This is a genomic window from Mesorhizobium sp. P2_D5 (genome assembly GCF_056404355.1).
In genome coordinates this window covers 112063-138483 of record NZ_JBFUEE010000011.1, presented here as the reverse complement: position 1 = coordinate 138483, position 26421 = coordinate 112063, and the positions used below count along the sequence as shown (strand labels likewise).

The 26421-nt window shown below is 64.7% G+C and carries 32 protein-coding genes, 1 tRNA gene and 1 pseudogene; 14 read left to right on the top strand and 20 right to left on the bottom strand.

The genetic code is table 11. The annotated features are described in order from the left end of the window. Both AC1DYW_RS31625 and AC1DYW_RS31620 read left to right on the top strand, forming a co-directional pair. The coding region (locus tag AC1DYW_RS31625; RefSeq protein WP_477228790.1) for a KUP/HAK/KT family potassium transporter at positions 1-259 on the top strand (259 nt) is incomplete at its 5' end. Between the two features lie 35 nt (positions 260-294). Further along, positions 295-1335, top strand: a complete 1041-nt coding sequence (locus AC1DYW_RS31620; RefSeq protein WP_477228789.1) for an SDR family oxidoreductase — start codon at positions 295-297, stop codon at positions 1333-1335. A 43-nt stretch (positions 1336-1378) separates the two neighbouring features. Here the strand turns inward: AC1DYW_RS31620 and AC1DYW_RS31615 are convergent, their stop codons facing one another. Beyond that, entirely contained in the window at positions 1379-2269 is an 891-nt protein-coding gene (locus AC1DYW_RS31615; RefSeq protein WP_477228788.1) for an SDR family oxidoreductase, read from the bottom strand. Positions 2270-2403: 134 nt separating this feature from the next. Here AC1DYW_RS31615 and AC1DYW_RS31610 point away from each other — a divergent pair, with 134 nt between their 5' ends. Together AC1DYW_RS31610 and AC1DYW_RS31605 are read left to right on the top strand one after the other, a co-directional pair. Next, on the top strand, positions 2404-2814 hold the full coding sequence (locus AC1DYW_RS31610; RefSeq protein WP_457150249.1) for a winged helix-turn-helix transcriptional regulator: 411 nt from the start codon (positions 2404-2406) through the stop codon (positions 2812-2814). Between the two features lie 143 nt (positions 2815-2957). Next, complete coding sequence (locus AC1DYW_RS31605; RefSeq protein WP_477228793.1) at positions 2958-4142, top strand: FAD-dependent oxidoreductase; 1185 nt, start codon at positions 2958-2960, stop codon at positions 4140-4142. On the opposite strand, the gene AC1DYW_RS31600 is transcribed toward AC1DYW_RS31605, so the two are convergent. Together AC1DYW_RS31600 and AC1DYW_RS31595 are read right to left on the bottom strand one after the other, a co-directional pair. Then, on the bottom strand, positions 4105-4818 hold the full coding sequence (locus tag AC1DYW_RS31600; protein WP_477228787.1) for a glutathione S-transferase family protein: 714 nt from the start codon (positions 4816-4818) through the stop codon (positions 4105-4107). The two genes, AC1DYW_RS31605 and AC1DYW_RS31600, sit on opposite strands and share 38 nt — an antisense overlap. A 1-nt stretch (position 4819) precedes the next feature. After that, a complete protein-coding gene (locus AC1DYW_RS31595; protein WP_457150246.1) occupies positions 4820-5125 on the bottom strand; it encodes a Rieske (2Fe-2S) protein in 306 nt (101 codons plus the stop codon). A 96-nt stretch (positions 5126-5221) separates the two neighbouring features. Here AC1DYW_RS31595 and AC1DYW_RS31590 point away from each other — a divergent pair, with 96 nt between their 5' ends. After that, entirely contained in the window at positions 5222-5680 is a 459-nt protein-coding gene (locus AC1DYW_RS31590) for a MarR family winged helix-turn-helix transcriptional regulator (RefSeq protein ID WP_477228786.1), read from the top strand. A gap of 14 nt (positions 5681-5694) precedes the next feature. Here AC1DYW_RS31590 and AC1DYW_RS31585 read toward each other — a convergent pair. Beyond that, a pseudogene (locus AC1DYW_RS31585) lies at positions 5695-6121 on the bottom strand (anthrone oxygenase family protein). A gap of 156 nt (positions 6122-6277) precedes the next feature. Between AC1DYW_RS31585 and AC1DYW_RS31580 the strand changes: the two are divergent. Both AC1DYW_RS31580 and ilvC read left to right on the top strand, forming a co-directional pair. Then, positions 6278-6931, top strand: coding sequence for a TetR/AcrR family transcriptional regulator (locus tag AC1DYW_RS31580; protein WP_477228785.1), 654 nt, complete (start codon positions 6278-6280; stop codon positions 6929-6931). 24 nt (positions 6932-6955) lie between these two features. After that, a complete protein-coding gene (gene ilvC / locus AC1DYW_RS31575; protein WP_095087167.1) occupies positions 6956-7975 on the top strand; it encodes a ketol-acid reductoisomerase in 1020 nt (339 codons plus the stop codon). 196 nt (positions 7976-8171) lie between these two features. Here ilvC and AC1DYW_RS31570 read toward each other — a convergent pair whose 3' ends face one another. Then, the gene (locus AC1DYW_RS31570) at positions 8172-8729 is read right to left on the bottom strand and encodes a BA14K family protein (RefSeq protein ID WP_457150243.1); all 558 of its coding nucleotides are present in this window, start codon (positions 8727-8729) and stop codon (positions 8172-8174) included. Positions 8730-8915: 186 nt separating this feature from the next. On the opposite strand from AC1DYW_RS31570, the gene AC1DYW_RS31565 reads away from it, so the two are divergent. After that, a complete protein-coding gene (locus AC1DYW_RS31565; protein ID WP_477228784.1) occupies positions 8916-10028 on the top strand; it encodes an endonuclease/exonuclease/phosphatase family protein in 1113 nt (370 codons plus the stop codon). Between the two features lie 7 nt (positions 10029-10035). Further along, the gene (locus tag AC1DYW_RS31560) at positions 10036-10752 is read left to right on the top strand and encodes a hypothetical protein (protein ID WP_477228783.1); all 717 of its coding nucleotides are present in this window, start codon (positions 10036-10038) and stop codon (positions 10750-10752) included. Here the strand turns inward: AC1DYW_RS31560 and AC1DYW_RS31555 are convergent. Further along, entirely contained in the window at positions 10749-10991 is a 243-nt protein-coding gene (locus AC1DYW_RS31555) for a hypothetical protein (RefSeq protein WP_477228782.1), read from the bottom strand. The two genes, AC1DYW_RS31560 and AC1DYW_RS31555, sit on opposite strands and share 4 nt — an antisense overlap. A gap of 162 nt (positions 10992-11153) precedes the next feature. Here AC1DYW_RS31555 and AC1DYW_RS31550 point away from each other — a divergent pair, with 162 nt between their 5' ends. Both AC1DYW_RS31550 and AC1DYW_RS31545 read left to right on the top strand, forming a co-directional pair. After that, on the top strand, positions 11154-11522 hold the full coding sequence (locus tag AC1DYW_RS31550; RefSeq protein WP_477228792.1) for an ArsR/SmtB family transcription factor: 369 nt from the start codon (positions 11154-11156) through the stop codon (positions 11520-11522). A 4-nt stretch (positions 11523-11526) separates the two neighbouring features. Beyond that, on the top strand, positions 11527-12015 hold the full coding sequence (locus AC1DYW_RS31545; protein WP_477228781.1) for an SRPBCC family protein: 489 nt from the start codon (positions 11527-11529) through the stop codon (positions 12013-12015). Positions 12016-12116: 101 nt separating this feature from the next. Here AC1DYW_RS31545 and AC1DYW_RS31540 read toward each other — a convergent pair whose 3' ends face one another. Genes AC1DYW_RS31540 through AC1DYW_RS31530 form a run of 3 tightly spaced genes read right to left on the bottom strand, consistent with a single transcriptional unit; the run spans position 12117 to position 15341 of the window. Further along, a complete protein-coding gene (locus AC1DYW_RS31540) occupies positions 12117-13334 on the bottom strand; it encodes an ABC transporter permease (protein ID WP_477228780.1) in 1218 nt (405 codons plus the stop codon). A 2-nt stretch (positions 13335-13336) separates the two neighbouring features. After that, positions 13337-14044 (bottom strand): ABC transporter ATP-binding protein, encoded by a 708-nt coding sequence (locus AC1DYW_RS31535; protein ID WP_477228779.1) that lies wholly within the window; start codon positions 14042-14044, stop codon positions 13337-13339. Positions 14045-14048: 4 nt separating this feature from the next. Continuing rightward, entirely contained in the window at positions 14049-15341 is a 1293-nt protein-coding gene (locus AC1DYW_RS31530) for an efflux RND transporter periplasmic adaptor subunit (RefSeq protein ID WP_477228778.1), read from the bottom strand. A 101-nt stretch (positions 15342-15442) separates the two neighbouring features. On the opposite strand from AC1DYW_RS31530, the gene AC1DYW_RS31525 reads away from it, so the two are divergent. Both AC1DYW_RS31525 and AC1DYW_RS31520 read left to right on the top strand, forming a co-directional pair. Then, positions 15443-16351, top strand: coding sequence for a PhzF family phenazine biosynthesis protein (locus AC1DYW_RS31525; protein WP_477228777.1), 909 nt, complete (start codon positions 15443-15445; stop codon positions 16349-16351). A 209-nt stretch (positions 16352-16560) separates the two neighbouring features. Beyond that, positions 16561-16636, top strand: a tRNA-Lys gene (locus tag AC1DYW_RS31520). Positions 16637-16783: 147 nt separating this feature from the next. Here the strand turns inward: AC1DYW_RS31520 and AC1DYW_RS31515 are convergent. The 8 genes from AC1DYW_RS31515 to cbiE all read right to left on the bottom strand — a co-directional run bounded on the left by AC1DYW_RS31515 (position 16784) and on the right by cbiE (position 23529). Then, positions 16784-17053 (bottom strand): hypothetical protein, encoded by a 270-nt coding sequence (locus AC1DYW_RS31515; RefSeq protein WP_477228776.1) that lies wholly within the window; start codon positions 17051-17053, stop codon positions 16784-16786. Between the two features lie 92 nt (positions 17054-17145). Then, on the bottom strand, positions 17146-18156 hold the full coding sequence (cobT, locus tag AC1DYW_RS31510) for a nicotinate-nucleotide--dimethylbenzimidazole phosphoribosyltransferase (protein WP_477228775.1): 1011 nt from the start codon (positions 18154-18156) through the stop codon (positions 17146-17148). 40 nt (positions 18157-18196) lie between these two features. Next, complete coding sequence (gene cobS / locus AC1DYW_RS31505) at positions 18197-19015, bottom strand: adenosylcobinamide-GDP ribazoletransferase (RefSeq protein ID WP_477228774.1); 819 nt, start codon at positions 19013-19015, stop codon at positions 18197-18199. 3 nt (positions 19016-19018) lie between these two features. Further along, on the bottom strand, positions 19019-20332 hold the full coding sequence (locus AC1DYW_RS31500; protein ID WP_477228773.1) for a cobyrinate a,c-diamide synthase: 1314 nt from the start codon (positions 20330-20332) through the stop codon (positions 19019-19021). Further along, positions 20329-21147 (bottom strand): uroporphyrinogen-III C-methyltransferase, encoded by an 819-nt coding sequence (gene cobA / locus AC1DYW_RS31495; RefSeq protein WP_477228772.1) that lies wholly within the window; start codon positions 21145-21147, stop codon positions 20329-20331. The genes AC1DYW_RS31500 and cobA overlap by 4 nt, the downstream gene beginning before the upstream one ends. Beyond that, positions 21144-21908 carry a precorrin-4 C(11)-methyltransferase gene (cobM, locus tag AC1DYW_RS31490; protein WP_477228771.1) on the bottom strand — a complete coding sequence of 255 codons (765 nt, stop codon included), beginning with the start codon at positions 21906-21908 and terminating at the stop codon, positions 21144-21146. Before cobM ends, cobA begins: the two co-directional genes overlap by 4 nt. After that, complete coding sequence (locus AC1DYW_RS31485) at positions 21905-22291, bottom strand: cobalamin biosynthesis protein (protein WP_477228770.1); 387 nt, start codon at positions 22289-22291, stop codon at positions 21905-21907. The genes cobM and AC1DYW_RS31485 overlap by 4 nt, the downstream gene beginning before the upstream one ends. Continuing rightward, the gene (gene cbiE / locus AC1DYW_RS31480; RefSeq protein ID WP_477228769.1) at positions 22288-23529 is read right to left on the bottom strand and encodes a precorrin-6y C5,15-methyltransferase (decarboxylating) subunit CbiE; all 1242 of its coding nucleotides are present in this window, start codon (positions 23527-23529) and stop codon (positions 22288-22290) included. The genes AC1DYW_RS31485 and cbiE overlap by 4 nt, the downstream gene beginning before the upstream one ends. A gap of 1 nt (position 23530) precedes the next feature. Between cbiE and AC1DYW_RS31475 the strand changes: the two genes are divergently transcribed. Beyond that, on the top strand, positions 23531-24283 hold the full coding sequence (locus AC1DYW_RS31475) for a cobalt-precorrin-6A reductase (protein ID WP_477228768.1): 753 nt from the start codon (positions 23531-23533) through the stop codon (positions 24281-24283). Here the strand turns inward: AC1DYW_RS31475 and AC1DYW_RS31470 are convergent. From AC1DYW_RS31470 to AC1DYW_RS31460, 3 genes are read right to left on the bottom strand one after another with little or no spacing between them, the layout of a single operon-like run. Further along, a complete protein-coding gene (locus tag AC1DYW_RS31470) occupies positions 24271-25035 on the bottom strand; it encodes a precorrin-3B C(17)-methyltransferase (protein WP_477228767.1) in 765 nt (254 codons plus the stop codon). The genes AC1DYW_RS31475 and AC1DYW_RS31470 overlap by 13 nt on opposite strands. Then, complete coding sequence (locus tag AC1DYW_RS31465) at positions 25032-25790, bottom strand: precorrin-2 C(20)-methyltransferase (RefSeq protein WP_477228766.1); 759 nt, start codon at positions 25788-25790, stop codon at positions 25032-25034. The genes AC1DYW_RS31470 and AC1DYW_RS31465 overlap by 4 nt, the downstream gene beginning before the upstream one ends. Then, positions 25787-26419, bottom strand: coding sequence for a precorrin-8X methylmutase (locus AC1DYW_RS31460; RefSeq protein ID WP_477228765.1), 633 nt, complete (start codon positions 26417-26419; stop codon positions 25787-25789). Before AC1DYW_RS31460 ends, AC1DYW_RS31465 begins: the two co-directional genes overlap by 4 nt. Positions 26420-26421 lie beyond the last annotated feature (2 nt).

Below are 26421 nucleotides of genomic sequence, written 5' to 3'. Positions count from 1 at the left end.
GCTGACCTTCGGCTACATGGAGCAGCCCAACATCCCTCGCGCGCTGGCGATCTGCCGCAAGCAGGGCTGGAAGTTCGACATCATGACGACCTCATTCTTCCTGTCGCGACGTTCGCTCAAGGCCTCGCCCAATTCCGGCATGCCGGTTTGGCAGGACCGGTTGTTCATTGGCCTGGCGCGTACGGCGGCCGACGCGACCGAATATTTCCAGATCCCGACCGGCCGTGTGGTAGAGATCGGTACGCAGGTGGCGATCTGACGGGCCCTTGCCGATGAACGGCTGAGGAGGCGGGAATGAGCGGCGAATTGGTGCTTGTTACCGGTGGCTCCGGCTTCCTCGGCGCGCATTGTATTCTCGAACTGCTGAACGCCGGCTACCGTGTTCGCACGACCGTGCGCTCGGCCAAACGCGAAGCCGATGTTGTGGCCATGCTCAAGGCAGGCAGCACCGAGCCTGGGGCGGCGCTCTCGTTTGCCGTCGCCGATCTGATGGCCGATGCGGGCTGGCCGGATGCGGTGGCCGGTTGCGACTATGTGCTTCATGTCGCCTCGCCATTTCCGCCCGGCGTGCCGAAACATGAAGACGACCTGATCATCCCGGCCCGTGAGGGCGCGCTCAGGGTGTTGCGCGCGGCGCGGGATGCGAACGTGAAGCGCGTCGTGCTGACCTCGTCTTTCGCGGCAATCGGTTATGGCAAGCTGCCGCCCGGCGGGCAGCCGTTCACCGAGGAGAGCTGGACCGATCCGACGGCCAAGGTCAGCGCCTATGTGAAATCGAAGACGCTCGCCGAACGCGCCGCCTGGGATTTCATTGCCGCGGAGGGTGGCAAACTGGAACTCGCGGTCGTCAATCCGGTCGGTATCTTCGGGCCGGTGCTCGGCCCGGACCATTCGACCTCCACAGAATTTGTCCAGCGTATGCTGAACGGTGCCATGCCGGGGCTGCCGCGCCTGTCTTTCGGCGTTGTCGACGTGCGCGACGTGGCGGACCTGCATGTGCGTGCCATGACCAATCCTGCCGCCAGGGGCAAACGATTCCTGGCGGTTGCCGGCGATTTCATGACCGTGCGGGAGATCGCGCAGACTTTGAAAACGCGACTGGGCGATGCCGGGGCGCGCGTCTCGACGCGGGAACTACCCGATTGGCTGGTGCGCATCGTGGGCCTGTTCAACCCGGAAGTCGCACAGTTGGTGCCGGAACTGGGCAAGGTCAAGAATGCAACCAAAGCAAGAGCCGTGCGCCTGCTAAGCTGGGCGCCGCGATCACGCGAGGACGCGCTGGTTGCCACCGGCGAAAGCCTCATCCGGCTCGGTCTGCTCAAAAAGGCGAAGTAGCGCCGGAAGCCGGGGTTCGGCTTCCGGGACCACTCACCGACCGTCAGCCCGCCAAGGCAGCCTTGTTGGTCTCGAGGAACTGCTTCAGCGACACCGACTTGCGGCCGGAGAGCTTTTCCACGGCGTCCGTCACCATGCCAAGACCGCCGCCCCGCGTGGTGGCGTCGAAGGACACCAGAAGCTTGGCGAAGGGCTCAGGCAGGCCGGCTGCCTTCATGCCCTCGGTTAGGGCGTCGTCGGAAAGCTGCACGACCTGGATGGGCTTGCCGGTGACTTCGGTGACGAGGGCCGCGACCTCGGCGGTCGTATAGGCCTGGGGTCCTGTCAGCGTGTAGGTCGCGCTCTCGTTGGTGCCGGAGGCGAGCCCTGCGGCGATCGCCGCCGCGAGATCGTCGCGCGCGCCGTAGGAAATGCGGCCATCGCCCGCCGACGTGTACCATTGGCCCGATGCCAGGATTTGCGGCGTTGCCATGAACAGGTTCTCGTCATACCAGCCATTGCGGAAGATCGTATGGGGAATGCCGCTCGCCTTGATCGCTTGTTCGGTGTCGTAGTGGTCGGGCGCGAAATGGACCGGTGAACCCGGCTCGGGGTTAGGCATCGAGGTGTAGAGCAGGTGGGCGACGCCGGCCTTGCTGGCCGCGGTGACGGCCGCGAGCTGCTGCTCACGGCGCTTTCCCTGCACCTCAAGTTCGTTGGTCGAGATGATGAGCGCCCGGCTGGCGCCCGCGAAGGCCTTGGCAAGCGATGCCGGATCGTTGAAGTCGGCGGCCCTGACGACAACGCCGCGCGCCGCCAGGTCGGCAAGGTTGGCCGGCGTGCGCGTGGTGGCGATGATCTGCGCCGCCGGGACGTTGAATGTGTCCAGCAGGTGGTTGATGACGCTGCGGCCGAGTTGGCCTGAAGCGCCGGTGACGAGGAGGGTTTTGCTCATTGGAGATCCTGGCATAGGTCGGAGAGGAGGGGCTAAAGGTGGTCTCAAAAAGAGACCAGCACTAAAATAGGAATTGACCCGTGGCCGTAAAGAAGGCAGTTTTTCGGGAGGTAGGCACAGCCAGGGAACCAGCCGTGGACAGCACCATCGTCAATCTCAGATCCAAGCTCGAGATCTACAAATCCTTGAGCGATGGCGGCAACATCGCCGATTGCCCGGTTCGCGACGTGATCCAGGGGCTGAACGGCAAATGGAGCTCACTGTTGATGGCGGCACTGGCCGAGCAGCCCTATCGCTTCGGCGAGCTGCGGCGGCTGGTGCCCGACATTTCACAGCGCATGCTCACCCAGACGCTCTACGACCTGCAGCGCGACGGCTATGTGCATCGCGAAGTGTTCCCGACCAAACCGCCGAGCGTTGAATACAGCCTTACCGACCTTGGACGCTCGATGTTCGGCGCCTTGCACCAGCTGATCCTGTGGGCCGAGCTCAACCACGACGCGGTGCGCAACGCGCGCGCCGGTTTTGATGCGGCCCAAGGGTGAGCCGGCCAGCGAAGCGGACAAAGCCAAGGGCTGCGGCTTGATTTAGTCCGTCCGCTGAAGGATTGTCCGGCCAGTTCGGCGTTGGGGGCATTGGCATTTCCTACGATATCGCGATTGCCGGGGCCGGCCCGGCGGGGCTCGCCATGGCGCTCTATCTCAAGCGCGCCGGGCACAAGGTCACCATCTTCGAGCGCTTCGAGGAGCCGAAGCCGGTCGGTTCCGGGCTGATCTTGCAGCCGACCGGGCTGACGGTGTTGGCTGATCTCGGCCTGCTCGATGACATCATGGCGCTGGGCAGCCGCATCGACCGACTGCATGGCGCCGATGCGGCTACCGGCCGCACTGTTCTCGACGTCCGCTATGATGCCCAGCGCGGCCACCGCTTCGGGCTGGCAATGCATCGGGCGGCTCTGTTCGGCGTGCTCTTTCGTGCTGTGCGGCGCGAAGCGATCGCCATCGAGACAGGTGTCGAGATCGAGACTCTGGAGACCGGCGAACGGGCAACGCTGGTTTGTGGCAACGGCCGCAGGGAAGGGCCGTTCGACTTCGTCGTCGACGCCAGCGGCTCACGCTCGAAACTGCGGCAGTGCACGGGCAATGCAGGCGCGCCACGGCCGCTCACCTACGGCGCGTTCTGGGCCTCGCTGCGCTGGCGCGATGAAGGTTTCGACGAGCACGCGCTATTGCAGCGCTACGACAAGGCCAGCGTGATGATCGGTGTGCTTCCGATCGGCCGGCCGCAGCCGGGCGCTGAAAAGATGGCGGCCTTCTTCTGGAGCCTGAAGCCGGCCGACGCCGATGAGGTGCGCGACCGGGGCCTCGAAGCCTGGAAGGAGAGGGTGGTTCGGTTGTGGCCCGAGAGCGAGGCATACACCAGCCAGATCGAGGATTTCGACCAGCTCTCGCTGGCGCGCTACGGCCACCACACGATGAAGTGGCCGGCCGGCCGGGGGCTGGCCGTCATCGGCGACGCGGCGCATTCGACCAGTCCGCAACTCGGGCAAGGGGCGAACATGGCGCTGCTCGACGCGGCGGCGCTCAGCCATGCGCTGGCGCGGACGCCAAACGTCGAGGTGGCACTTGAAGCCTATGCGAAGGCACGGCGGTGGCACGTGCGTGTCTTCCAGGCGCTGTCGCTGGCGTTCACGCCCTTCTACCAGTCGGACTCCATGGCGCTGCCCTTCATCCGCGACAGGCTGGTGGCGACGGTGGCAAGAATCCCGCCGGCGCCACAGTTCCTTGCCTCGATGGTGGCCGGCACGGTGGTCGATCCGTTCAGGCGCATCGGGCTCAAGGAAGCGCGATGGCCAGCTCGTTCCGCTGAATAATCGTCGAGAGTTGCGACTTCTTCGCCTGCAGAAAGGCATGCAGGCGCTGCGGGTAGTCCGGCGCGACGGCGTGCCTGATCGACGGGCGCTCCTTCAACGCCTGGCGCCAGGCCCGGACGAACGGCTTGCCGTCCAGAATGCTGAAATCGCCGATCCGGTCGAAGACGTCGAGATATCTGAAAACAGGGCCGTGGACGGCGTCGACAAGTGAGAAGTGCTCGCCGGCGAACCATGGTCCGTTCCGTTCGGTGTCCGCCATCTCGGCTTCGAGACGATCGAACATCGCCGACAGCGCGCTGGTTTCGGCGAGGAAGCCGGCCTCCGTCGAGGCCGAATAGAACCGGCCGATGGCGTTGAGGATTGCCGAGCCGAACTCGATCCAGGCACGATGCCGGGCGCGGGCATAGGGGTCGGCGGGGTGGAGGGGATTGGCTTGTGTCTCTTCGAGGAATTCGAGAATGACAGCGGATTCGAAGATCACCGTTTCCTCGCCATTTCGCTGCACGCGCAGCAGCGGCACCTTGCCGAGCGGCGAGATCGCTCTGAACCAGGCCGGCTTGTTGGCGAGGTCGATATCGACGCGCTCGAACGGCACGCCCTTTTCGGCCAGTGAAATCGCCGCGCGCTGCACATAGGGGCAGAGAGGATGGCTGACGAGAGTGAGCTTGTCGGTCATCTCACTCTCCCCAGACGTAGTTCAACGCGCCGTCCTCGACGCGCGTCGACAGGAACATCAGGCGGGAATCCTTTGGCGCCGGACCATCGACGCGGTCACCGCTGGCCATATCGAACGAGGCGCCGTGCCATTGGCAGACCAGTCTGCCGTCCTTGCAGTCGAGCGGGCCACCAAAGTGCAGACAGACATTGGCGGCGGCGCGGATACGCTCGCCGCTGCGGTAGACATGGACCTCGCGGCCGAAGAACGGGGCGATCAGGCTGCCCGTCTGCGGAATGTCGGCGACCTTGCAGATTTCGTGTTTCATGACGCGTCCTCAACGTTGATGCAATTGCATCTATATAGATGCATCTGCATTGACCGTCAAGCTTGATGCAATTGCATCTATCGCCTATGGTGGGCCATGACTGAGAAAGCCATGCCTTCGCCCGAAGCCATCACGGCCTGGGCCCGCCTGATGCGCGTTTCGCGCCAGCTTCTGGAAAGTGCTGAAGACGCTTTGAAGGCGGGCGGCCTGCCACCGCTTGCCTGGTACGACGTGCTGCACGAACTCGCCGAGGCGGGTGAGGGCGGCTTGCGGCCGTTTCAGCTGATCGAGCGCACTTTGTTTGCGCAATACAACGTCTCGCGGCTGCTGGCCCGGCTCGAGGCAGACGGGGTGGTAGAGAAACTGCCGGTGGCCGATGACGGCCGCGGCCAGACCATCCGTATCACGGCCAGGGGCCGCGAGATGCGTCGCCAGATGTGGGCTGTCTATGGGCGGTCGATCAGCGAACTGGTCGGCGCCAAACTCTCCGCGGATGAGCTGAACATGGTGTCGGCACTCCTGGGTCGATTGCGCCATCCGCCCGTTGTGGACTGACGTTTTAGCGCCGGTCAGGCCGAATGACTGCCCCAGAGAAAGGCCAGTGTCGCCAGCACGCCAAGGGCCACGCGAACCCGGTGCAGATCGCCCCACTTGACGATCAGGGACCGGGCTTGCGGATTGCCGGCGCCTGCGTCCATCCGCCTCCAGCACCCTGTTGGTCGGCATCATGGCGATCAGCGTCCACGGCCAGGGCAGGATGATCAGCACCGCGCCGACCAGAAAGGCGAAACCGCCAGTCTGCCACCAGGCAATGAGACCCAGAACGCAAACAACAATGGCAATCGACGCCTGCATGGCGGCGCCACGCTTGTAGGAAGGTTGCCATTCCTGCAGCAGCGCCTTGTCGTCGAGACGCGCCGGTTGCTCGGCGACACTGACGTAGATCGCGGCGCCAGAGAATACGGCGGCAACCATCAAGGCCAACAATCCGATCAGCATCTTCGTTCCCCGCGCAGGCGTCCGGCACGACGCCATGTGGATAGAAATAGGACTTGCATGGATCGGGACAATACGCCATAGAAGTGTCGAACCGTAACGTACGGTACGGCTTGCCGGAAATAACCGGCCGGCCTTGCCTGCCGAGAGAAGAGCGTGTTGGACATCGTGCCCGAGATCGACACCAGCGAAGCGCTGACGGAGCGGCAGAAAGCCGTGCTCGATGCAGCGCTGCGGCTGCTCGTCGAGGAGGGCGATCAGCTGACCATGACCGCCGTGGCGCGTCGGGCAAGCTGCTCCAAGGAAACGCTCTACAAATGGTTCGGCGACCGTGACGGGCTGCTGACGGCGACGGTGCAGTGGCAGGCGTCCAAGGTGCGGGTGGCGCAGGTCGATGGCAAAGGGCTCGATCTTGTGTCGCTGATAGCAAGCCTCGAACGCTTCGCTTCCGACTGGCTGAAGGTTATTTCGAGCGACACTTCGATCGCGCTCAACCGCGTAGCGGTCAGTCATGCTGGTTCCGGCAAGGATAACCTTGGCGCCGTAGTGCTGGAGAATGGCCGCTTCGCTTTGGCCAAGCGGCTGAAGCCGCTGCTTGAGGCCGGCCGACAGGCCGGATTGCTCGACTTTGCGGATGCCGAGACGGCGTTCCGCACCTTTTTCGGGCTGGTCGCCCGCGACGTGCAGATCCGTCTGCTGCTCGGCGACCGGCTGGAATTGACTGAGGCGGCGATCGGCGGCGATGCCGCGCGGGCGACGCAGCAGTTTCTCGCTCTTTTCAAGAGCAACAACCGGCCGCAAGGCCTCTGATTCATAACCGGGAAGGAAGACAAAATGCGTGTCTATTACGATCGCGATGCCGATCTCAATCTGATCAAGGGCAAGAAGGTTGCTATCATCGGCTATGGCAGCCAGGGCAGGGCGCACGCGCTCAACCTCAAGGATTCCGGCGCCAAGGACATCGCCATCGGCCTCAAGGCCGGCTCGGCGACCGCCAAGAAGGTCGAGGCCGACGGTCTCAAGGTGATGAGCGTGGCGGACGCGGCCAAATGGGCCGACCTGATGATGATGGCGACGCCTGACGAGCTGCAGGCCGACATCTATCGCAACGAGATCGCGCCGAACATTCGTGACGGTGCTGCAATCGCCTTCGCGCACGGCCTCAACGTGCATTTCGGCCTGATCGAGCCGAAGGCCTCGGTCGACGTCGTCATGATCGCGCCGAAGGGCCCTGGCCACACGGTGCGCGGCGAATACCAGAAGGGCGGCGGCGTGCCGTGCCTGGTCGCGGTCAACCAGGACGCCTCCGGCAATGCGCTTGACCTGGCGCTGTCCTATGCCTGCGGCGTCGGTGGCGGCCGTTCGGGCATCATCGAGACCAATTTCCGTGAGGAGTGCGAGACCGACTTGTTCGGCGAGCAGGTCGTGCTTTGCGGCGGCCTGGTCGAGCTGATCCGCGCCGGCTTCGAGACGCTGGTGGAAGCCGGCTACGCGCCGGAAATGGCCTATTTCGAATGCCTGCACGAGGTCAAGCTGATCGTCGACCTGATCTATGAAGGCGGCATCGCCAACATGAACTATTCGATCTCGAACACCGCCGAATGGGGCGAATATGTCTCGGGCCCGCGCATCATCACCGCCGAGACCAAGGCCGAGATGAAGCGCGTCCTGAAGGATATCCAGACCGGAAAATTCACTTCGGAATGGATGCAGGAATATCGCGCCGGCATGTCGCGCTTCAAGGGCATTCGCCGCAACAATGACAGCCACCAGATCGAGGAAGTCGGCGCCAAGCTGCGCGCGATGATGCCGTGGATTTCCAAGAACAAGCTGGTCGACAAGGCCAAGAACTAAGTTAAATCCACGTTCTTGCCTTTGCGTGTCCTCGGGCTTCGCCCTGCGGGCACGCGGGGATTTCCAAGAACAAGCTGGTCGACAAGGCCAAGAACTGAACCTTGCGCTCGAAGTCCTTGGGTTCGAAGAGCTGAAAATGAAAAACGGCGCCACATGGCGCCGTTTTTCATGTCAGGGCTCCGCTACAGCTAGCTCGTCAATAGGGCGAGTAGCACTGCTGACGCGGGCCGCCATAGGGCTGGAACGTGTTGTCCCAGGCGCGATACGACCGGTAGCGGTTATAGCACCATTGGACATGGGCGCTCGAAACCCGCGTGCGGTAGTAGCGGCGCGGTGGCGCGTCGTAGTAATTGTAGTTGTTGTACATGCTGCCGATGCCGAGCCCAAGGCCAAGGCCTAGAAGGGCAGCCGCGCCGTCATCGTAGTAGCCGCCGCCGTGATAATGATGGCGACCATGGCGCCAACGCCAATTGTCTCCATTGTTCCAGTTTCCGCCGCCGCCATTCCAGTGTCCGTGGCCACCGTTCCAGTGTCCGTTTCCGCCATTCCAATTGCCCGACCGGCGCCATCTCCAATTGCCGCCATTGTTGCCGCCCGCCCAGCCTTCGCGAACCACCATCGGCGCCGCAGTGCTGGCGGGGATCGACACGTCGGGCTGCATCATCGGCCCTGCGGCGGACGGCGCCGTGACGCCGGACAGGATACCGAGGGCAATCAGCCCGGATTTGACCGTGGAAGAAAAGAGCGAGTTCATTGCACTCTCCAAGAGATACAGGCCCCACGCCTATTTTAGGGGGCCTATTGTGGATGTTTGCATCTGAACGGCGGATGAACGGAAAGGTTCCGTCAACCATGGCGCGAGTGGCGTCAGGACCGATCGATCTCCGCTGGCGGTCCTGCGACCTTGTTTTCCGCCGCGCTTGCGGGCAAAGGTCATGACATGTCGCTGCGCCTCGCCACCTTCAATGTCGAGAACCTGATGAACAGGTTCGATTTTTCCGGCTATCGCAACCAGCTCAACGAGGATCGCACGCTGGCGCTGTTCGATATCCAGAGCGAGGCGGAATACAAGATGCTGGAGCAGGCGCGCGCCATAGCCCAGTCCGACGATACGCGCCAGCTGACGGCGCTGGCGATCGCGGCAACCCGCGCCGACATCATCTGCATGCAGGAGGTCGACAACATCGAGGCGCTGAAGGCCTTCGAATATGGCTATCTGTTCAAGATGGTGGGGCAGGGCTACCGGCAGAAGTACACCACATCGGGCAATGATTCTCGTGGCATCGACGTTGCCGTGATGATGCGCAACGAGACCGCGCAGGGCCAGGCGATCGAATTCGTGCGCATGACCAGCCATGCCTACGTCACCTACGAACAGTTCGGGCTGCACACGCCGGAGCTCGAGGCACTCGGCAACCAGGCCAATGAGCGCATCTTCCGGCGCGACTGCCTGGAAGTCGACGTGACCGTGGGCGGCGTGCCGCTGACGCTTTATCTGGTGCACTTCAAGTCGATGGGCTCGCCCCGCAACGGGCTCGACGGACGCGAAGCGACGATGCCGGTGCGCATCGCCGAGGCTCAAGCCGTGCGCCGGATCATCGAGGAGCGCTTCGGCAAGGACCACGCTGCCGACAAGCGATGGGCGGTCTGCGGTGACATGAATGATTACCGGCAACGCGTGAAGATCGCCGGCGACGCGATCGACGGCCACCGCTTCGAGGTGGTCAACGAGAACCAGTCCTGCATCAACGTGCTGACAGAAGGCGGCTTCTGCGAAAACGTCGTCGAGCGGCGGCCGGAGATGAACCGCTGGAGTTTCTACCACACGCGCGGACCGGAAGAACGGCATCTGTGCCAGCTCGACTACATCCTGTTGTCGAAAGGGCTCGCCGCCAGCAATGCGACGGCTGTTCCAGACATCATCCGCAACGGCCAGCCCTGGCGCACGATTTTCCCGCCCGGCCAGGAGGTCGACCGGTTTCCGCGCGCCGGCTGGGACCGGCCGAAGGCATCCGATCACTGTCCCGTGGCGATCACCTTGGACATGACTTGAGACGCCGATGAGTTTCGACCTGCCGCGCAATGTCATCCTGCCGGTCGATGCCGTCGACGTGCGGCTCGATCCCAGCACGCACCCGTTCGCACTGGATAATGCGGAGGCAATCGTCGAGAACTGGCAGCGCGAGCTGGCAGCCAAGCCGGCGCTGTTCGACGGCACGGTGGTGCTGCTGTCGCAACTCACCTATCGCGACAACCGTCTTGTCGGCCGCTGCCATGCGGTCAACTACTCCACCTTCATGCTTTGGCGTAAGCGGCGCGAGAATTCGGGCGCCGAACATGCCTATGCCCATGCCGTGCTGGTGGCCGGCGACAATGCGCTGGTGGCGATCCGCATGGGCTCGCACACGGTCAATGCCGGGCGCGTCTATTTCGCCGCCGGCTCGTTCGAGCCCATCGACTTTCGCGACGGCCAGGTCGACGTCGATTTCAACATGATCCGCGAGGTGCGCGAGGAGACCGGTCTGGATCTGTCGGACGCGCCACGCGGCAAGCGCTACCACGTCCTGTCGACGGCCAGCGGTACGGTGATCTTCCGCCGCTATCGCGAGACCGCGCCGGCCGACGAACTTGCCCGGCGAATCTCAGCCTTCGTCGCCACAGAGACCGAGCCGGAAATCGAGGGGCCGGTCATCATCCGCCACGCCGCCGACCTGCCGGACGGGTTGGCGGCACATATGAAGCCGCTGGTCGAGTGGCATTTTGCGGGCGTGGACTAACGACGCGTCTTGTCCTGCGCCGCCTTGCGATCGTTGCGGGCGGCGACGAAGAACAAGATAAAGCCAAGACCCAGCAAGCCGCCCATCGCCATTCCCATGGTCTGTCCGACGACTGCCTGGAAATCGGCGGCGACCCGATCGGGATTGGCCATGCCGAAGCGGGCGAGATACCACCAGATGCCTGCAAGGACTGCTTCGATGACGACCATCGCCAGGATCAGTCGTGTCTTCTTGCTCATGCTTTGTTCGCCCCCGACCAGAGATATCTTGCCTTAGGCGTGGAGATCGCCGAGTCGATCGAATCTCATCGAAATGAGGTCGATTTGGGAGTGAAGGCGGCGGCACGCAACGCGCGGCCCCCCCTTGCATGCCGCCAATCCGCCTGCTACATACTGAACCATATGGTTCAGTATTATTCTCAGACCCGCTTGGATGCCTCGTTTGCCGCGCTCTCGGACGCCACCCGACGCGGCGTTCTGGAGCAGCTCGGGCGTACAGACGCTTCGATCACGGAGCTTGCCGAGAAGTTCCACATGACCCTCACGGGCATGAAGAAGCACGTCGGCGTCTTGGAGCAGGCCGGGCTCGTCACCACGGAGAAGGTTGGGCGCGTGCGGACCTGCAAGCTCGGCCTACGCGGACTGGAGGAAGAGACGGCTTGGATCGAGGGGTACCGCCAGCTCTGGGACGCACGCTTCAACGAGTTGGACCAGATTGTCGAGAAATTGAAACGGAAGGAGAAAGCCGATGGACAAAAGAAGCGAGAGTGAGCCCATGAACAACCGTACGACGGTCGAACGGAAGTCCGACCGAGAGCTGGTCGTTACGCGAACCGTCAACGGCCCGGCGCGCATCGTGTTCGAGGCGTGGACCAAGCCCGAACTGTTCAAGCAGTGGTGGGCGCCGAAGTCGATGGGCATGTTCCTGCGTTCCTGTGAGATGGATGTTCGTACCGGTGGCACCTACCGTCTGGTGTTCGGCCACGATGCCTCAAACTCTGACGAGTTCTTCGGCAGGTATATCGAAGTGACACCACACTCGCGCCTCGTCTGGACCAATGACGAAGGTGGTGACGTTGGACCCGTCACCACGGTGACCTTCGAGGAAAAGGGTGGCAAGACGCTGCTGGTCCTGCACGAACTCTATCCCTCGAAGGAAGCTCTCGACGCTGCCGGGACCGGGGCGGCGGATGCGATGGGCGAGCAGTTCGAGCAACTGGACGAGCTTCTCGTCGCCCTGGGCGCGGTCGGGGGACGGTCATGAGGTTGTCCGCGCATGGAGTAGCGTCGACCGGTCGTTGATCGGACGGCGACAGCAAACATCCCAAGCTTGTGGATGGAGGTCCCCGTCGGGCTGGCCCGGGCTTACTCGTGCCGCAGCGCGTCGATCGGGTCGAGCCTGGCGCCACGCAGGGCCGGGAAGAAGCCGAACACCATGCCGATCAGTGCCGAGAAACCGACGGCGAGGAGGATGACCGCCGGGCTCGGTGCGAAGGGTATCGTCAGCGTCACCGCGGCAAGGCCGGCCAGCGCTAGGCCAATCAGGATGCCGATGATGCCGCCGAGCAGCGACAGCACCGTCGCCTCGACCAGGAACTGGATGAGGATGTGCTTTTCATGCGCGCCGATGGCGAGCCGGATGCCGATCTCGCGCGTGCGCTCGGTGACCGAGACCAGCATGATGTTCATGATGCCGATACCGCCGACCAGCAGGCTGACGCCGGCGACAGCACCCAGCATGCCGGTCATGGTGGTGGTGGCGCTGGCCATGGCGTCGGCGATCTGGGTCATGTCGCGGATGGCGAAATCGCTCTCGCGGTCGGGGGTGACGCGCCTGATATCGCGCAAGATATCCTCGACGCGCGGCTGCAGTTCGCTGGTCGGCGTCGTGTCGTCGGCGGCGATGTAGATGTTGTCGATGTCGCGGTTGCCGGCGATGCGGCGTTGATAGGCATGCAGCGGCATCAGCACCACATTGTCCTGGTCCTGGCCGAAGCCGGTATAGCCCTTGGGCTCGAGCAGCCCGATGATCTTGCAGGAGGTGCGGTTGACGCGGATGAACTCACCTTCCGGGTCACCGGCGCCGAAGAATTGCTGGCGCACCGTCTCGCCGATCAGGCAGACGCCGGTGCCGGAGCGGGTTTCGGAATCGCTGAACGGACGGCCGGAAACCAGCTTCCAGTCGCGCGCATCGAGATATGCGCTGTCGGTGCCGGTGACGCCCGAGGTCAGGCTTTCGGTGCCGAAGATGACGCGGACCTGCTTTTGCGAGGCCGGCGAAATGGCGCGCGCGCCGGTTAGATGCGCGACCAGTGCCGCGAGGTCCTTTTCGGCCAGCGGACGGACCACCTGGTCGAGCCCGCCCGGACCGCCGGGCCCAGCCGGGCGGCCGGAGCGGACGACCAGCAGGTTGCTGCCGAGCTTGGAGATGTCGGCCTTGACCTTTTGCGTGGTGCCGGAGCCGATGGTGAGCATGGCAATGACGGCGGCAACGCCAATGACGATGCCGAGCAATGTCAGGAACGAACGCAGCACGTTGCGGCGGATCGAGCGCAAGGAGAGGCGGACAGTTTCCCAGATCATGGTTACGCCGTCTCCAGCTTCATGGAATCGGAAGCGACGTGGCCGTCGAGGAAGCGAATGGTGCGCTCGGCATAGCCGGCGACGTCGGCCTCATGCGTGACCATGGCGATGGTCAGGCCAAGTTCGGTGTTGAGCTGCGTCAGCAACTCCATGATCTCGTGCGTGCGCGCGGTGTCGAGATTGCCGGTCGGCTCGTCGGCGACGAGCAGCGTCGGCCTTGTGACGATGGCGCGCGCGATCGCCACGCGCTGCTGCTGGCCGCCGGACAGTTCGGCAGGCGTGTGGTGCTCGCGGCCGACAAGGCCGACCTGGGACAGCGCCTGCATGGCAAGATCGCGGCGCTCGTGAGCGGCAACGCCGCGATAGATCAGCGGCAGTTCGACATTTTCCGCCGCCGTGGTGCGGGCCAACAGATTGTAGCCCTGGAAGACGAAGCCGACATAGAGGTTGCGCAGCATGGCGCGGCGGTTGCGGTCGAGCCGGCCGGCGTCGATGCCCATGAAGGAATAGGTGCCGGCCGTCGGCGTGTCGAGGCAACCGATGATGTTCATCGCCGTCGACTTGCCGGAGCCGGATGGGCCCATGATGGCGACGAATTCGCCGCGCCGGATGGCAAGATCGACGCCGGCCAGCGCATGGACCTTGGCTTCGCCCTGGCCGTAGCTCTTCCAGACCTTGTCGAAGGTGATGAGGGCAGCACCGGCAGCCACGGCCTCAGCTCCGCTGCTGCGATGCGGTGATGACCTCAGCGCCTTCCTTGAGGCCCGAGGTGATCTCGGTCAGTTCGCCATCGGTTGAGCCGATCCTGACGTTGACCGGATGCGGCCGCCCATTCTCCAGCACATAAAGCGTGCGCGAGCCGTCGGTGGGCGTCGTCGCGGCCTGGCGCTGGCGGTTGCCGCCGGGGCGACCCATGCGGCCAGTGAACAGGTCGCTGAGGCTCCAGCCACGGGCCGCCTGCTGGGCCGGGCGATAACGGAAGGCGGTGGCGGGTACAGTGAGCACGTCCTTGGCCTGCCGTGTGACGACCGAAACGGTTGCGGTCATGCCGGGCCGCAGCAACAGCTCGTTGTTGTCGACCTCAAGCCGTGCATTGTAGGTGACGACGCCGTCGGTGGTGACCGAGGCATAGGAAATGTCGCGGATCTCGGCGTCGAACGGCCGGTCCGGGAAGGCATCGACGGTGAAACGGGCATGCTGGCCGGTCTTGACCGCGCCGATGTCGGCCTCGTCGACCGCCGCCACCAGCTCCATGTTTCTGAGATCGGCTGCGATGATGAACAGCACCGGCGCCTGCAGCGAGGAGGCGACCGTCTGGCCGGGGTCGACCGAGCGCGTCAGCACGATGCCGTCGATCGGCGCATAGATGGTGCTGTTGGCGAGGTCGGTCTGCTGTGATTTCAGATCGGCATTGGCGATGGCGAGATTGGCCTCAGCGCTGTCGAGTGCCGCCTTGGAGCGGTCGCGCGTCGCGGTCGCCGCCTCGAGCGACTGGTCGGTCGCCATGCCACGATTGGTCAGCGAGGCCGCGCGGACAAGCGCCTTCTCATTCTCGGCGAGCGTCACCGTGGCGTCCTCGACATTGGCGGCCGCTCCCTTGGCGGACGCCTGCGCCCGCTCGATCTGGACCTGCAGCTTGGCGGTGTCGAGGGCGGCCAGCACATCGCCCTTCTTGACCTGCTGGTTCTCCTCGACGGACACCGAACGGATGATGCCGGACAACTGGCTGGAAATGTCTACCTGGGTGAGCGGCTGCAGAGTGCCGGTCGCCGATACGGCGACGGTGAGATCGGCCTTGGCGGCCGGCACGGTGGTGTAGTCGATCTTGGCCGGCGAGCCGGCATACCACTGATAAAGGCCAAGCCCGGCGGCAAGCACGATCAGTGTCAGCAGCGCATAGAGCCAGCCACGCCGGCGCGTCTTGCGCAGACCTCGCGTGTCGAGCCCGAGCGCCGTCTCGATGGCGGAATCCGATTCCGTCTTTGGCAGATTGACAATCTGGTCCACGTCGGACCCCTATGATGCGCAATGTCCCTATCTGTGCACAGATCAGGCTGACTGGTTCAAATATCAAATTAAATTTCGCCCATGTTGGGATTGAGGCAGGCATGCAAACCCGGAATTACTTACTTTACGACGTGTTTACGACCGAGCGACTGGCCGGCAACCCGCTGGCCGTGGTGTTGGATTGCAAAGGTCTGGACACGGCCGCGATGCAGGCCATCGCGCGTGAGTTCAATCTGTCCGAATCGGTCTTCGTGTTGCCGCCGGACAATCCCAAGCACAAAAACCGCATCCGGATCTTCACCCCCGACTATGAAATGCCGTTCGCCGGCCATCCGACAGTGGGTTCGGCGATCGCGCTGGCCGAACTGGCGGGAGATGGCGGCGCTGGCATCTTCGTGCTGGAAGAAAACATCGGTCCGGTGCGTTGCGCCGTCAGCAAGCATGATGGCGACACCTTCGCCGAATTCGATCTGGCGAAGCTGCCGGAGCCGCTGAAGCTCGAAGCCGATCCGGAGGCGATCGGCGCGGCCCTTGGGCTGGCGCCGCATGAGATCGGCTTCGAGAATCACCGCGTCTCGTTCTGGTCGGCGGGTGTGCCCTATGTCACCATCCCGGTTGCCAATCTCGAAGCGGCGGGCCGAATCCGGCTGGACAACCAGGCGTGGTCGGAACTGGCGCCGCGCAAGAGCGAGTGGGCCTTTGCCAGCCCCTATGTCTATTGCCGCGAGACGGTGAACCACGAAAGCGCGTTCCATGTCCGCATGATCGTGCCGGGCACGCCGTCCTATGAGGATCCGGCGACCGGCTCGGCGGCGGCCGCCTTCGCCGGCGCGATTATGCATTTCGACGCGCCGACCGACGGTGTTTCGCAACTGTGGATCGAGCAGGGGCTGGAGATGCACCGGCCGTCGCGCATCCGCCTCGAACTGACCGTGCAAGGCGGAAAACTGGCCTCGGCACGCATCGGCGGCAACGCGGTCAAGGTGGCGGAAGGCAGACTGTTCGTCTAACCGCAGACGGGCACTTCGAGCCTGTTCCATCCCGATAAAATCGGGATGGGGCTCGGTCTTTTTGTATGAGCATGATCTCTTCCGAAAACCGGATTCCACTTTTCGGGATCATGCTCCAGGCGATTTGTCGGGAAATGATTCCGGCAGGGCTGGACAGGACCGATGGTGGCGGCTATATGCCCGCCAACGCCGGTTTTCGCCGGCCGAGTGGGTGCGTAGCTCAGTTGGTAGAGCAGCTGACTCTTAATCAGCGGGTCCACAGTTCAATCCTGTGCGCACCCACCAAATTCTTCAAAGACTTGGTGGAAAAGACCTGAAAACGAGACGCGTTGACGCGTCTCGGGCATGGGCCAGTTATGGTGCGGTCTTCCCAAGACTGGCTTTGAACCTGGCCCTCATGGCGATTTGACCGGCGGCGCCCTCAACGGGGCATCAAAGGCTGCGATTGCCGCGCCGAAAAATGCGGTTCAGAAACCTGCCGAGCCGAAATGCGATGCCGTCGTCCGCACTTTGATGGCCATCGGCATCAATGCTGGCCTTGCCGCCTGAAAAATCACTGATGAGCCACCAGAAGAAAACCAGGAAAACCGCCAGAATCGCAGTGTCGATCGGGCCGTAACTTGAATATCCATTACGCCGAAGCACAACTGCAAGCAGCACGGCGATAGTCACAGCAGCGGCGGCAGGATGAAGCTTTTTCATCCACCAGACCTATTCGAGAATCGCTACAATTGAAAGATACCGCCCTTGCTGTGATGCCTGTGGCTTGTCCGATCTATACGGGAAGTCGGCGTTTACTTCTCCGACACACCAGCTTCGGCAAAACTTGCCATGCGGGTGTGGCACTCCAGCGCCGAGCGGACGATGTTGACGGCGAGGCAGGCGCCGGAGCCTTCGCCGAGCCGCATGCCGAGATCGAGCAGCGGGGGCAGGCCGAGCGCTTCGAGCAAGCCGCGATGGCCCGATTCGGCCGAGACGTGTGCAGCGATCGTATGGGCAAGGCCTGCCGGGTGCAGCCTTGCCAGTGGGGCGGCGGCGGCGGTGCAGACGAAGCCATCGAGCAGCACGGGTATGCCCAGATGGCGGGCGGCGAGCGTGGCACCGAAGATGGCGGCGAGTTCGCGCCCGCCGAGTGCAGCGGCAACCCCCAGCGGATCGGAAAGGGCGGCGGCATGGCGCTTTAGGCCGGCCTCGATGGCGACCACCTTGCGCTTGAGGCCAGCGTCGTCGACGCCGGTGCCGCGGCCTGTCCATTTTTCCGCACCGCCGCCGAACAGCGCTGCCGAAATAGCGGCGGCCGGCGTGGTGTTGCCGATGCCCATTTCGCCGAAGCAGACCAGATCGAGGTCCTTCGTCACCGCGTCACAGCCGGCTGACACGGCTGCGAGAAACGCCTTGTCGTCCATCGCCGGCCTTTGCGTGAAGTCGCCCGTGGGATGGTCGAGATCGAGCGGAATGACGTCGAGTTCGGCGCCGGCGATGCGGGCGAGCTGGTTGATGGCGGCACCACCGCCGGCGAAATTCGCCACCATCTGCACCGTGACTTCGGAAGGATAGGCCGACACCCCTTGCGCGGTGACACCGTGGTTGCCGGCGAAGACAAAGACCTTCACCCGGTCGAGTTTTGGCATATCGCGGCCCTGCCAGCGTGCCAGCCATGCTGCGATTGTTTCCAACCTGCCGAGGCTGCCTTGCGGCTTGGTCAGCGTGTCCTGGCGGCGGGCGACCGCACTGGCGGCGGCATCGCTGCCGGCGGGTAGATCGACGCAAGCGGCGCGCAGTTCATCGAGCGATTTGAAGGGCATGGGGGCAAAGTCTCCGAAAGGGAATCAGGCCAAGGAGGAATCAGGAAAGAGCAACGGAAGCGACGAGCAGCACGGCGATTTCACTCAGCTGCTGCAAGGCGCCAATCGTGTCGCCGGTCTGGCCATCGATCTGGTTGAGGCAAAGGGCGCGGAAGGCGGCAAACAGCAGGCCAAGCAGGACAAGTGCGACAATGGCGCCGCCGAGCCCTATCAAAAGCAGCGGTACCGCGCCGAGCACGGCACCGGCGATGGCGGTTTCAAACGAAACCGTGCCGGAATCGGCCGAGAGACCATCGGATCGGGCCGGGGGCAAAAGGTGCATGAAGACGCCCAGCACGCCGCGCGAGGCGGCATGTGCGGCCAGGAGCGCGAAGAGGGCCTGCGTGGGTTCGACGAATTCCTGCAGCGCGCTCCAGCGGATCAGCAGCGACAGAGCGAGCGCTGCGGCGCCGTAGGCGCCGATACGGCTGTCGCGCATGATGTCGAGTTTGCGGCCGCGCGATTTGCCGCCGCCGAAGCCATCGGCGACGTCGGAGAGCCCATCCTCATGCAGGCAGCCGGTGGTGAGCAGGGTTGCCACAAGGGCAAGGGCCGCCGCCGGCCCCATGGCCAGGCCAAACCGTTCCGCCGTGGCAAAGACGATGGCGCCGATCAGGCCGACGACAAGGCCGGCAAACGGGGCGGCCCAGATCGCGGCGGCAAGGCTGCGGCCGCGAAAGTCAAAGACGGGCAGCGGCAGCCGGGTGAAGAAGACCAGGCAGAGCGCGATATCGCTAGGGATTTGCCGGGGCGAACGGCTGAAGCTCTGGAATTTGAGCCGGATTTCTTCCCAAAACCGGTTGCCATTTTTCGGGATCATGCTCTAGCCCCTCGCAATGGCGTGGAAGAAGGTGCCGCTGACATGGCCGCGCCGGTAACCCGAGGCGCCGATGGGGTTGCCCTGACCGTCGGCGAGGTCGGCCAGCGGCTCGTCATTGCCCGTCGCGATCATCTGCGCATAGTGGAATTCGTGGCCGCGGATCAGCGCGCCTTGCGCGCCCAGCGGACAATCGGCTCGCAGCCGCGCCTCGCGGTAACCGAGATTCATCTTGCGTTTGGCAAAGCTGGTGGAGTGACCGAGCAGGCCGAGCATTCCGTGTGTTTCGCCCGACGCGTCCTCCAGGGCTTCGCCCAGCACCATGAAGCCACCGCACTCGCCATGGATGGGCTTCGTCGCGGCGAATCTTGCCATTCCCGCGCGGAAATTCGTGGCAACGGCGAGCTTGCCGGCATGGAGCTCGGGATAGCCGCCGGGCAGCCAGCAGACATCGCAGCCTTCGTCGGGTGCCTCATCGGCGAGCGGCGAGAACGGGACGATCTCGGCGCCGGCCTTGCGCCAATGGGCCGCTACATGCGGATAGAGGAAGGTGAAAGCGGCATCCTCGGCCAGTGCAATGCGTTGGCCGGGCGGCGAAAGCGCGTCGTCAAAGCCCCCGGGCGCCGGGGTGAGGGGTGTCGCCAAGGCCATGATGGCATCGAGATCGAGCGACTTTTCCGCCATGTCGGCCAGCCGGTCGAGATGCGCCATCAGGTCGTCATATTCGCCGGCCTGGACGAGGCCGAGATGGCGCTCGGGCAGGTTCAGCGTCGGGTCGCGCAGGATGGCGCCGACAACGGGCAGGCCGATAGCCTCGATGGCATCGCCGGAGAGCCGGCGGTGGCGCTCGCTGCCCAGCCGGTTGAGCACGATTCCGGCCATGCGCACGTCCGGATCATAAGTGGCAAAGCCCTTGGCGACAGCGGCCGCCGTGGTCGACTGGCCGGAAACGTCGAGGACCAGCAGCACCGGCAGGCCATAGAGGCGGGCGAGGTCGGCTGCGGAGCCGGTGCGGCCGGGAGCCGCCGGAATGCCGTCGAACAGCCCCATGGCGCTTTCGAGGATGACGAAGTCGGTGTCGTCAGCCGCTTGCGCGGCCAGTGCGTTGAGCAGCGATGGCGGCATCGCCCAGCTGTCGAGATTGACGCCGGACAGACCGGTGGCTGCGGTGTGGAAGCCGGGATCGATATAGTCGGGGCCGGACTTGGCGCCGCGCACTTTCAAGCCCCGCCGGGTGAGCGCGCGCAGGATGCCGATGGTGACGCTGGTCTTGCCTGAGCCGGAGCGCGGTGCCCCGATGATGATGGCGCGGGCGCTCACGGGTTGCCCGCCAGTGCCGCGCGCATGGCAACGATGCCGCCAACGACGATCAGCGCCGGCGAGGTCAGCCCAGCGGCGGCGGCTTCCTCGGCAATGGTGGCGAGCGTGGCGACGACGGTCTGTTCCTGCGGCGTCGTCGCGGCAACGATGACTGCCGCCGGCGTCGACGGCGCCAGCCCACCGTCGAGCAGTGCGGCGGCGATGAGGGGCAGATTGGCCATGCCCATATAGACCACGACCGGCTGGCCGGTGCGGGCGATTGCGCTCCAGTCGATATCGTCATCGGAACCGGCGGCGTGGCCGGTGGCCAGGATCACCGCCTTGTTGATGCCGCGCACGGTGGCGGGGATGCCGGTCGCGGCCAGCGCGCTCAGCCCCGATGTCAGGCCGGGCAGCACGCGGAACGGGATATGCTCCCGCGCCAGCGCCAAGGCTTCTTCACCGCCACGACCGAAAATATAGGGATCGCCGCCCTTCAGCCTGACGACGCGGCGACCTTCGCGCGCCAGCCGGACCAACAGGGCGGTGATGTCGTCCTGCTTCATCGACGGTTTCCCGCCGCGCTTGCCGGCGAAGAAAAGCTCGGCGTTTGCGGCAACGGCGACGACATCGGAGGAGACCAGCGCGTCGTAGACCAATGCATCCGCCTCGGCCAAGGCCGCCAGCACTTCCAGGGTCAGGCAGCCGGGGTCGCCGGGGCCGGCGCCGGCCAGCCAGACATGGCCGGGCTCTAGCCGGCGCGGCTTGAAATTCAGCCGGGACAATGCCTGCTCGAGCGTGGCGTTCTCGCCCTTGTTCCTGGTGCTGGCGCTCACAATCCGTCCCGTCCGCGAAAACGCCGCTGGTAGTGGGCGTCGTACAATGAACTCTCGCCAAAGCCTTCCGCCGCCAGCGAACGGCCGACGAAGATGATCGCCGTGCGCTCCATCGGATCGGCAGCGAGTTGTGCCTCGATTGTTTCCAGCGTGCCAGTCAGCACGCGCTCGTCCGGCCAGGAGGCGCGGAAGACGATCGCCACCGGGCAATCCCCACCATAGTACGGCGTCAGCTCGGCGACGACGCGGTCGATGGCGTGGATGGCAAGGTGAATGGCGAGCGTGGCGCCGGTGCGGCCGAAACCAGCCAGCGTTTCTCCAGGCGGCATCTTTGAGGCGCGGCCGGAGATGCGGGTCAGCACCAGGCTTTGCGCGACTTCGGGGATGGTCAGCTCGCGGCGAAGTGCTGCGGCCGCGGCGGCGAAGGAGGGGACGCCCGGCGTCAGCGTGTAGGGAATACCGTGCTTTTCCAGCCGCCGGATCTGCTCGGCAACCGCGCTCCACACCGACAGGTCGCCGGAATGCAGACGGGCGACATCATGGCCGGCCTTGTGGGCCTCCAGATACGCGGCCTCGATCTCGTCGAGCGACATCGGCGCGGTGTCGATCAGTTTTGTCCCAGGCGCACAGTGCTGCAGCAATTCGGGCGCGACGATCGAACCGGCATGCAGGCAGACAGGGCAGCTTGCCAGCAACCTGGCGCCACGCAGCGTGATGAGATCGGCGGCGCCTGGACCGGCACCGATGAAATGCACGGTCATGGCGCGTCTCCGCTGATGGCGATGGCGCAGGTCACGGGGCCGTGCACTGTACGGGCTCCAAGCAGCCTCGCGCCCCTGCCGGCGACGGCAAGCGCGGATGCTTCGGAAACCGATGGCGTGCCGGCCAGATCCTGTGAGAGAACGGATTGGCTGAGCGTGGCCGACGAGGCTGCCTCGATCGCGGCCTCGTTGGCGATGATGATCGGAAGATCGAGCTGATGTCCGGCGGCGACAATTGCCTTTTCGTCCTGCTTCAGGGGAGCGGTCGCCAAGGCAGACAACGCCGTCATCGTCAGTCCGTGCGTATCCAGCGCGGTTTCGATCGCCGCGAGAACGTCCTCGACGCTCACGCCTTTTCGGCTGCCGATGCCCGCGACGATCATGACTTCACCCAGCTCCATTGGGTGACCGGCATGGCCGGCCGCCAGGCCTGCATCGAGCCGACCGGCGATGCGCGGGATATGTTTATGCGGGTAAGGTCGCCGCCAAGCGAGACGTGACGGGCGAGAAGCAGGGTTTCCATTTCCAGTGTCACCGCGTTGGCGACGAGACGGCCGCCGGCGCGCAGGGCTTTGATGGCAGCGTTCAAGACGCCGGTATGACTGCCGCCGCCGCCGATGAAAATCGCGTCCGGCGTGTCTAGCCTGGCGAGCGCCTTGGGCGCGCTGCCCCCCACCACGATCAGGCCGGGAACGCCACAGGCGGCGGCGTTGCGGCCAATGCGGGCGGCGCGGATCGGGTCGGCCTCGATGGCGATGGCACGCATCGAAGGATGGGCGAGCATCCATTCGATGCCGATGGAGCCGGAGCCGGCGCCGATGTCCCACAGCAACTCGCCGCGACGTGGCGCCAGCGCCGACAGGGTGATAGCGCGGATTTCGCGCTTAGTGATCTGGCCGTCATGGTCGAACAGATGATCGGCAAGGCCAACCGTGAGCGGCAGGATGCGCGCATCAGGACCCGATTCAACGTCGATCGCCAAAACATTGAGCGGATTGATGTTTTCGAGGTCAAACGCATCGGCGCGGGCCGACCGCAATATCTCCTTTGGTCCGCCCAAGGCCTCAAGAACGGTCAGCTGCGATGCGCCGAAGTCGAGTTCGGTCAGCAGGCGCGCGATTGCAGCAGGTGCTGCCGCGTCCGACGTCAGCGCCAAGATGCGCGCTTTCGGCTGCAGCAGCGGCCGGATCAGGTCGAGCGGCCGGCCATGCAGCGACACGGTCTCGATATCCGGCAGCGGCCAGCCAAGGCGGGCCGCTGCCAGCGAAACGGCCGATGGTGCCGGGATGACATGCATCTCCCGCGCCTTCACCTTGCGGGCGAGAGTGGCGCCAACCCCATGGAAGAACGGATCGCCGGAGGCGAGCACACAGACGTTTCTGCCGGCAAGCGCAAGCACATCAGCCATCTCGGCATCGAAAGGAACCGGCCATGGGCGCGCCTCGCCCTTGGCGAAGGAGGCGACAAGGGCGAGGTGCCGCTTCCCACCGAAGATGATCTCCGCCTTGGCGATCAGCCGCTTGGCCTCGTCGCCGAGACCCGCTAAACCGTCCTCGCCGATGCCGACGACTGTAAGCCATCTTGAGTTGAGCTTGGCGCCGCGCGGACCCTCAGCAGGCATGATGACCCACCGCATTCTGATCCTCGGCGGAACCACGGAAGCCCGGCAACTGGCTGGAAAACTGGCGGCGCGTGCCTCGGTCACGCTGTCGCTGGCCGGCCGTACCGAAAGCCCGGTTGCGCAAGGGGTGCCTGTGCGAACCGGAGGGTTCGGCGGCGCCGATGGACTGGCTGCCTATCTGCGGGACACGCGCACCGACCTTCTGATCGACGCCACCCATCCCTACGCAGCGCGAATCTCGGCCAATGCCGCGCAAGCCGCGCACGTGGCCGGCGTGCCTATTTTGGCCCTGAGGCGGCCGGGTTGGGAGCCTGTCGAAGGCGACCGCTGGACGCAGGTCGACAACGTCGGCGACGCCGTGCACGCGCTGGGTCCGGCGCCTCGTCGCGCCTTTCTGGCTCTGGGCCGGCAAGAGGTTGCCGCTTTCGAAGCAGCGCCCCAGCACCACTATCTCATCCGCAGCGTCGATCCGGTCGAGCCGAAGCTGGCTGTTCCCGATGCTCACTATCTTTTGGCCCGGGGGCCGTTTCGCGAGGCGGAAGAACGCGCGCTGCTCGAAGAGCATCGCATCGACATCGTGGTGTCCAAGAACAGCGGCGGCGCGGCGACCTATGGCAAGATCGCCGCGGCGCGAGCACTTGGCATCAAGGTGGTCATGGTCCGCAGGCCGACCTTGCCGGATGTTCCTTCGGCTGAAACCGTCGAAGCGCTGGCCGCCATTGTCAACCAGTTCGGGGCCGATCATCTTCTCTGACCCGTGGACGAGCGCGGCGTGTAGACCAGCGCGGGTCTGTCGTCGCGCTTGATGATCCTGGTTTCTGGCGAGCCGATGATGATGCAGGTCGCCATGTCGGCTTTTTGTGCGTCGACATCGGCCAGTAGGAACACGTCGATGCGCTCGTCCGGACGGCCGGCGGCACGGCCGAAAATCACCGGCGTGGTGCCGGGCAGGATCGCTGTCAGGCATTCGAAGGCGCGGCCGAGCTGCCAGGGGCGCGCCTTGCTGATCGGATTGTAGAGCGCGATGACGAAGCCGGCGCCGGCTGCCGCCAGCAGGCGCAGCTCGATCAATTCCCACGGCTTCAGATTGTCGGACAGCGAAATGGCGCAGAAATCATGGCCGAGCGGGGCACCGATGCGGGCGGCAACGGCGAGCATGGCGGTGATGCCGGGCACCACGGCGACATCGACCGCACGCCATTCGGCCGGACCGGCCTCGATCGCCTCGCAGACGGCAGCCGCCATGGCGAAGACGCCGGGGTCGCCACCGGAAACGACGGCGACGTCATGGCCTTCCGCGGCTTTGGTCAAAGCGTCCTTGGAGCGGGCGAGTTCCTCGCGGTTGTCGGAGGCAACGCGAGTCTGGTCCGGGCGCAAGTCGAGCCGGTCGAGATAGGGCTTATAGCCATAGAAGAACGCTGCCTGCGCCACCGCGTGGCTGGCCTCGGGCGTCACCTGATTGGCATTACCGGGCCCGAGCCCGATGACGGTGAGACGGCCGCTCATGCCTGCGCTCCCAAGGCGCCGGGCCGGCCGGACCAGCCGGCGACCAGCACGATGGCAAAATAAGGCGCCTTGTCGTCCTGCTTGTCGGCAAGTCGCATCGAGACGCTGCCGGCCATGGTGCCGCGCTCGACATAGACGGCGCGCGCCAGCTTGCCGGTTGCCTCCAGCGCTCGCCTGATCTTGGGCAGGTTGCGGCCGACCTTCATGATGACGGCGGCGTCGGTGTCGGCCAGCCGCCGGGTGAGTTCGAACTCGCTCATCGTGCCCGGCAACACCGTCAGCACATCGTCGCCCTGGACGATTGGCAAACCGGTCGCCGACCAGCAGCCGGACATGGCGGTGACGCCGGGAATGACCTCGGTCGGGAAGCGATGGGCGAGCCGCACATGCAGGTGCATGTAGGAGCCGTAGAACAGTGGGTCGCCCTCGGACAGCACGGCAACCATCTTGCCTGCTTCAAGGTGTTCGGCGACCTTCTCTGCGGATTCCTCGTAAAAACCGGCGATCTGCGAACGGTAGTCGTCGTGATCCTTGTCGATTTCGGTGGTGACGGGATAGAGCAGCGGCAGTTCCGTCATGCCCGGGCGGAATTGGGCTTCGACGATGGCGCGCGCGTTGCTGTTGTTGCCGCGCTTGGCGAAATACGCCACGACATCGGCCTCGGCCAAAGCTCGTGCGGCCTTCAGCGTCAACAGTTCGGGGTCGCCGGGACCGGTGCCGACACCGACGAGACGGCCTTTGGGGAGCGCGTTCACAGGCCAGGCCTCGCCAGGGCGTTGAGTGCCGCGGCAGTCATGGCGCTGCCGCCAAGCCGGCCGCGCACGATGGCATAGGGCACGCCATAGGAATTCTCGGCCAACGCATCCTTGGATTCGGCCGCACCGACGAAGCCGACCGGCATGCCGATGATCGCTGCCGGCTTCGGCGCACCGTCGCGCAGTTTTTCCAGCAAATAGAAGAGCGCGGTCGGCGCATTGCCGATGGCGACCACCGAACCGGCCATGCGGTCTCCCCACAGGTCGATGGCGGCCGCGGAACGGGTATTGCCGATCTCCCTGGCGATTTCGTGCGTGCGCGGGTCGCGCAAGGTGCAGATCACCTCGTTGCCGGCCGGCAGCCTGGCGCGGGTGACGCCATGCGAAACCATCTCGGCGTCGCAGAAGATCGGCGCACCAGCCGAAAGTGCCGTGCGCGCGGCGGCAACGAAATCCGTCGAAAAGACAAAATGGCTGGCAGCTTCGACCTGACCGCAGGCATGGATCATGCGGATCGCGACATCGGCCTCTGCTTCGGAGAAGCGCGACAGGTCGGCCTCGGCGCGAATGATGGCGAAGGAGCGCTCGTAGATCGCCGTGCCGTCGTGGATGTAGTCGTAGGCGGCCATGC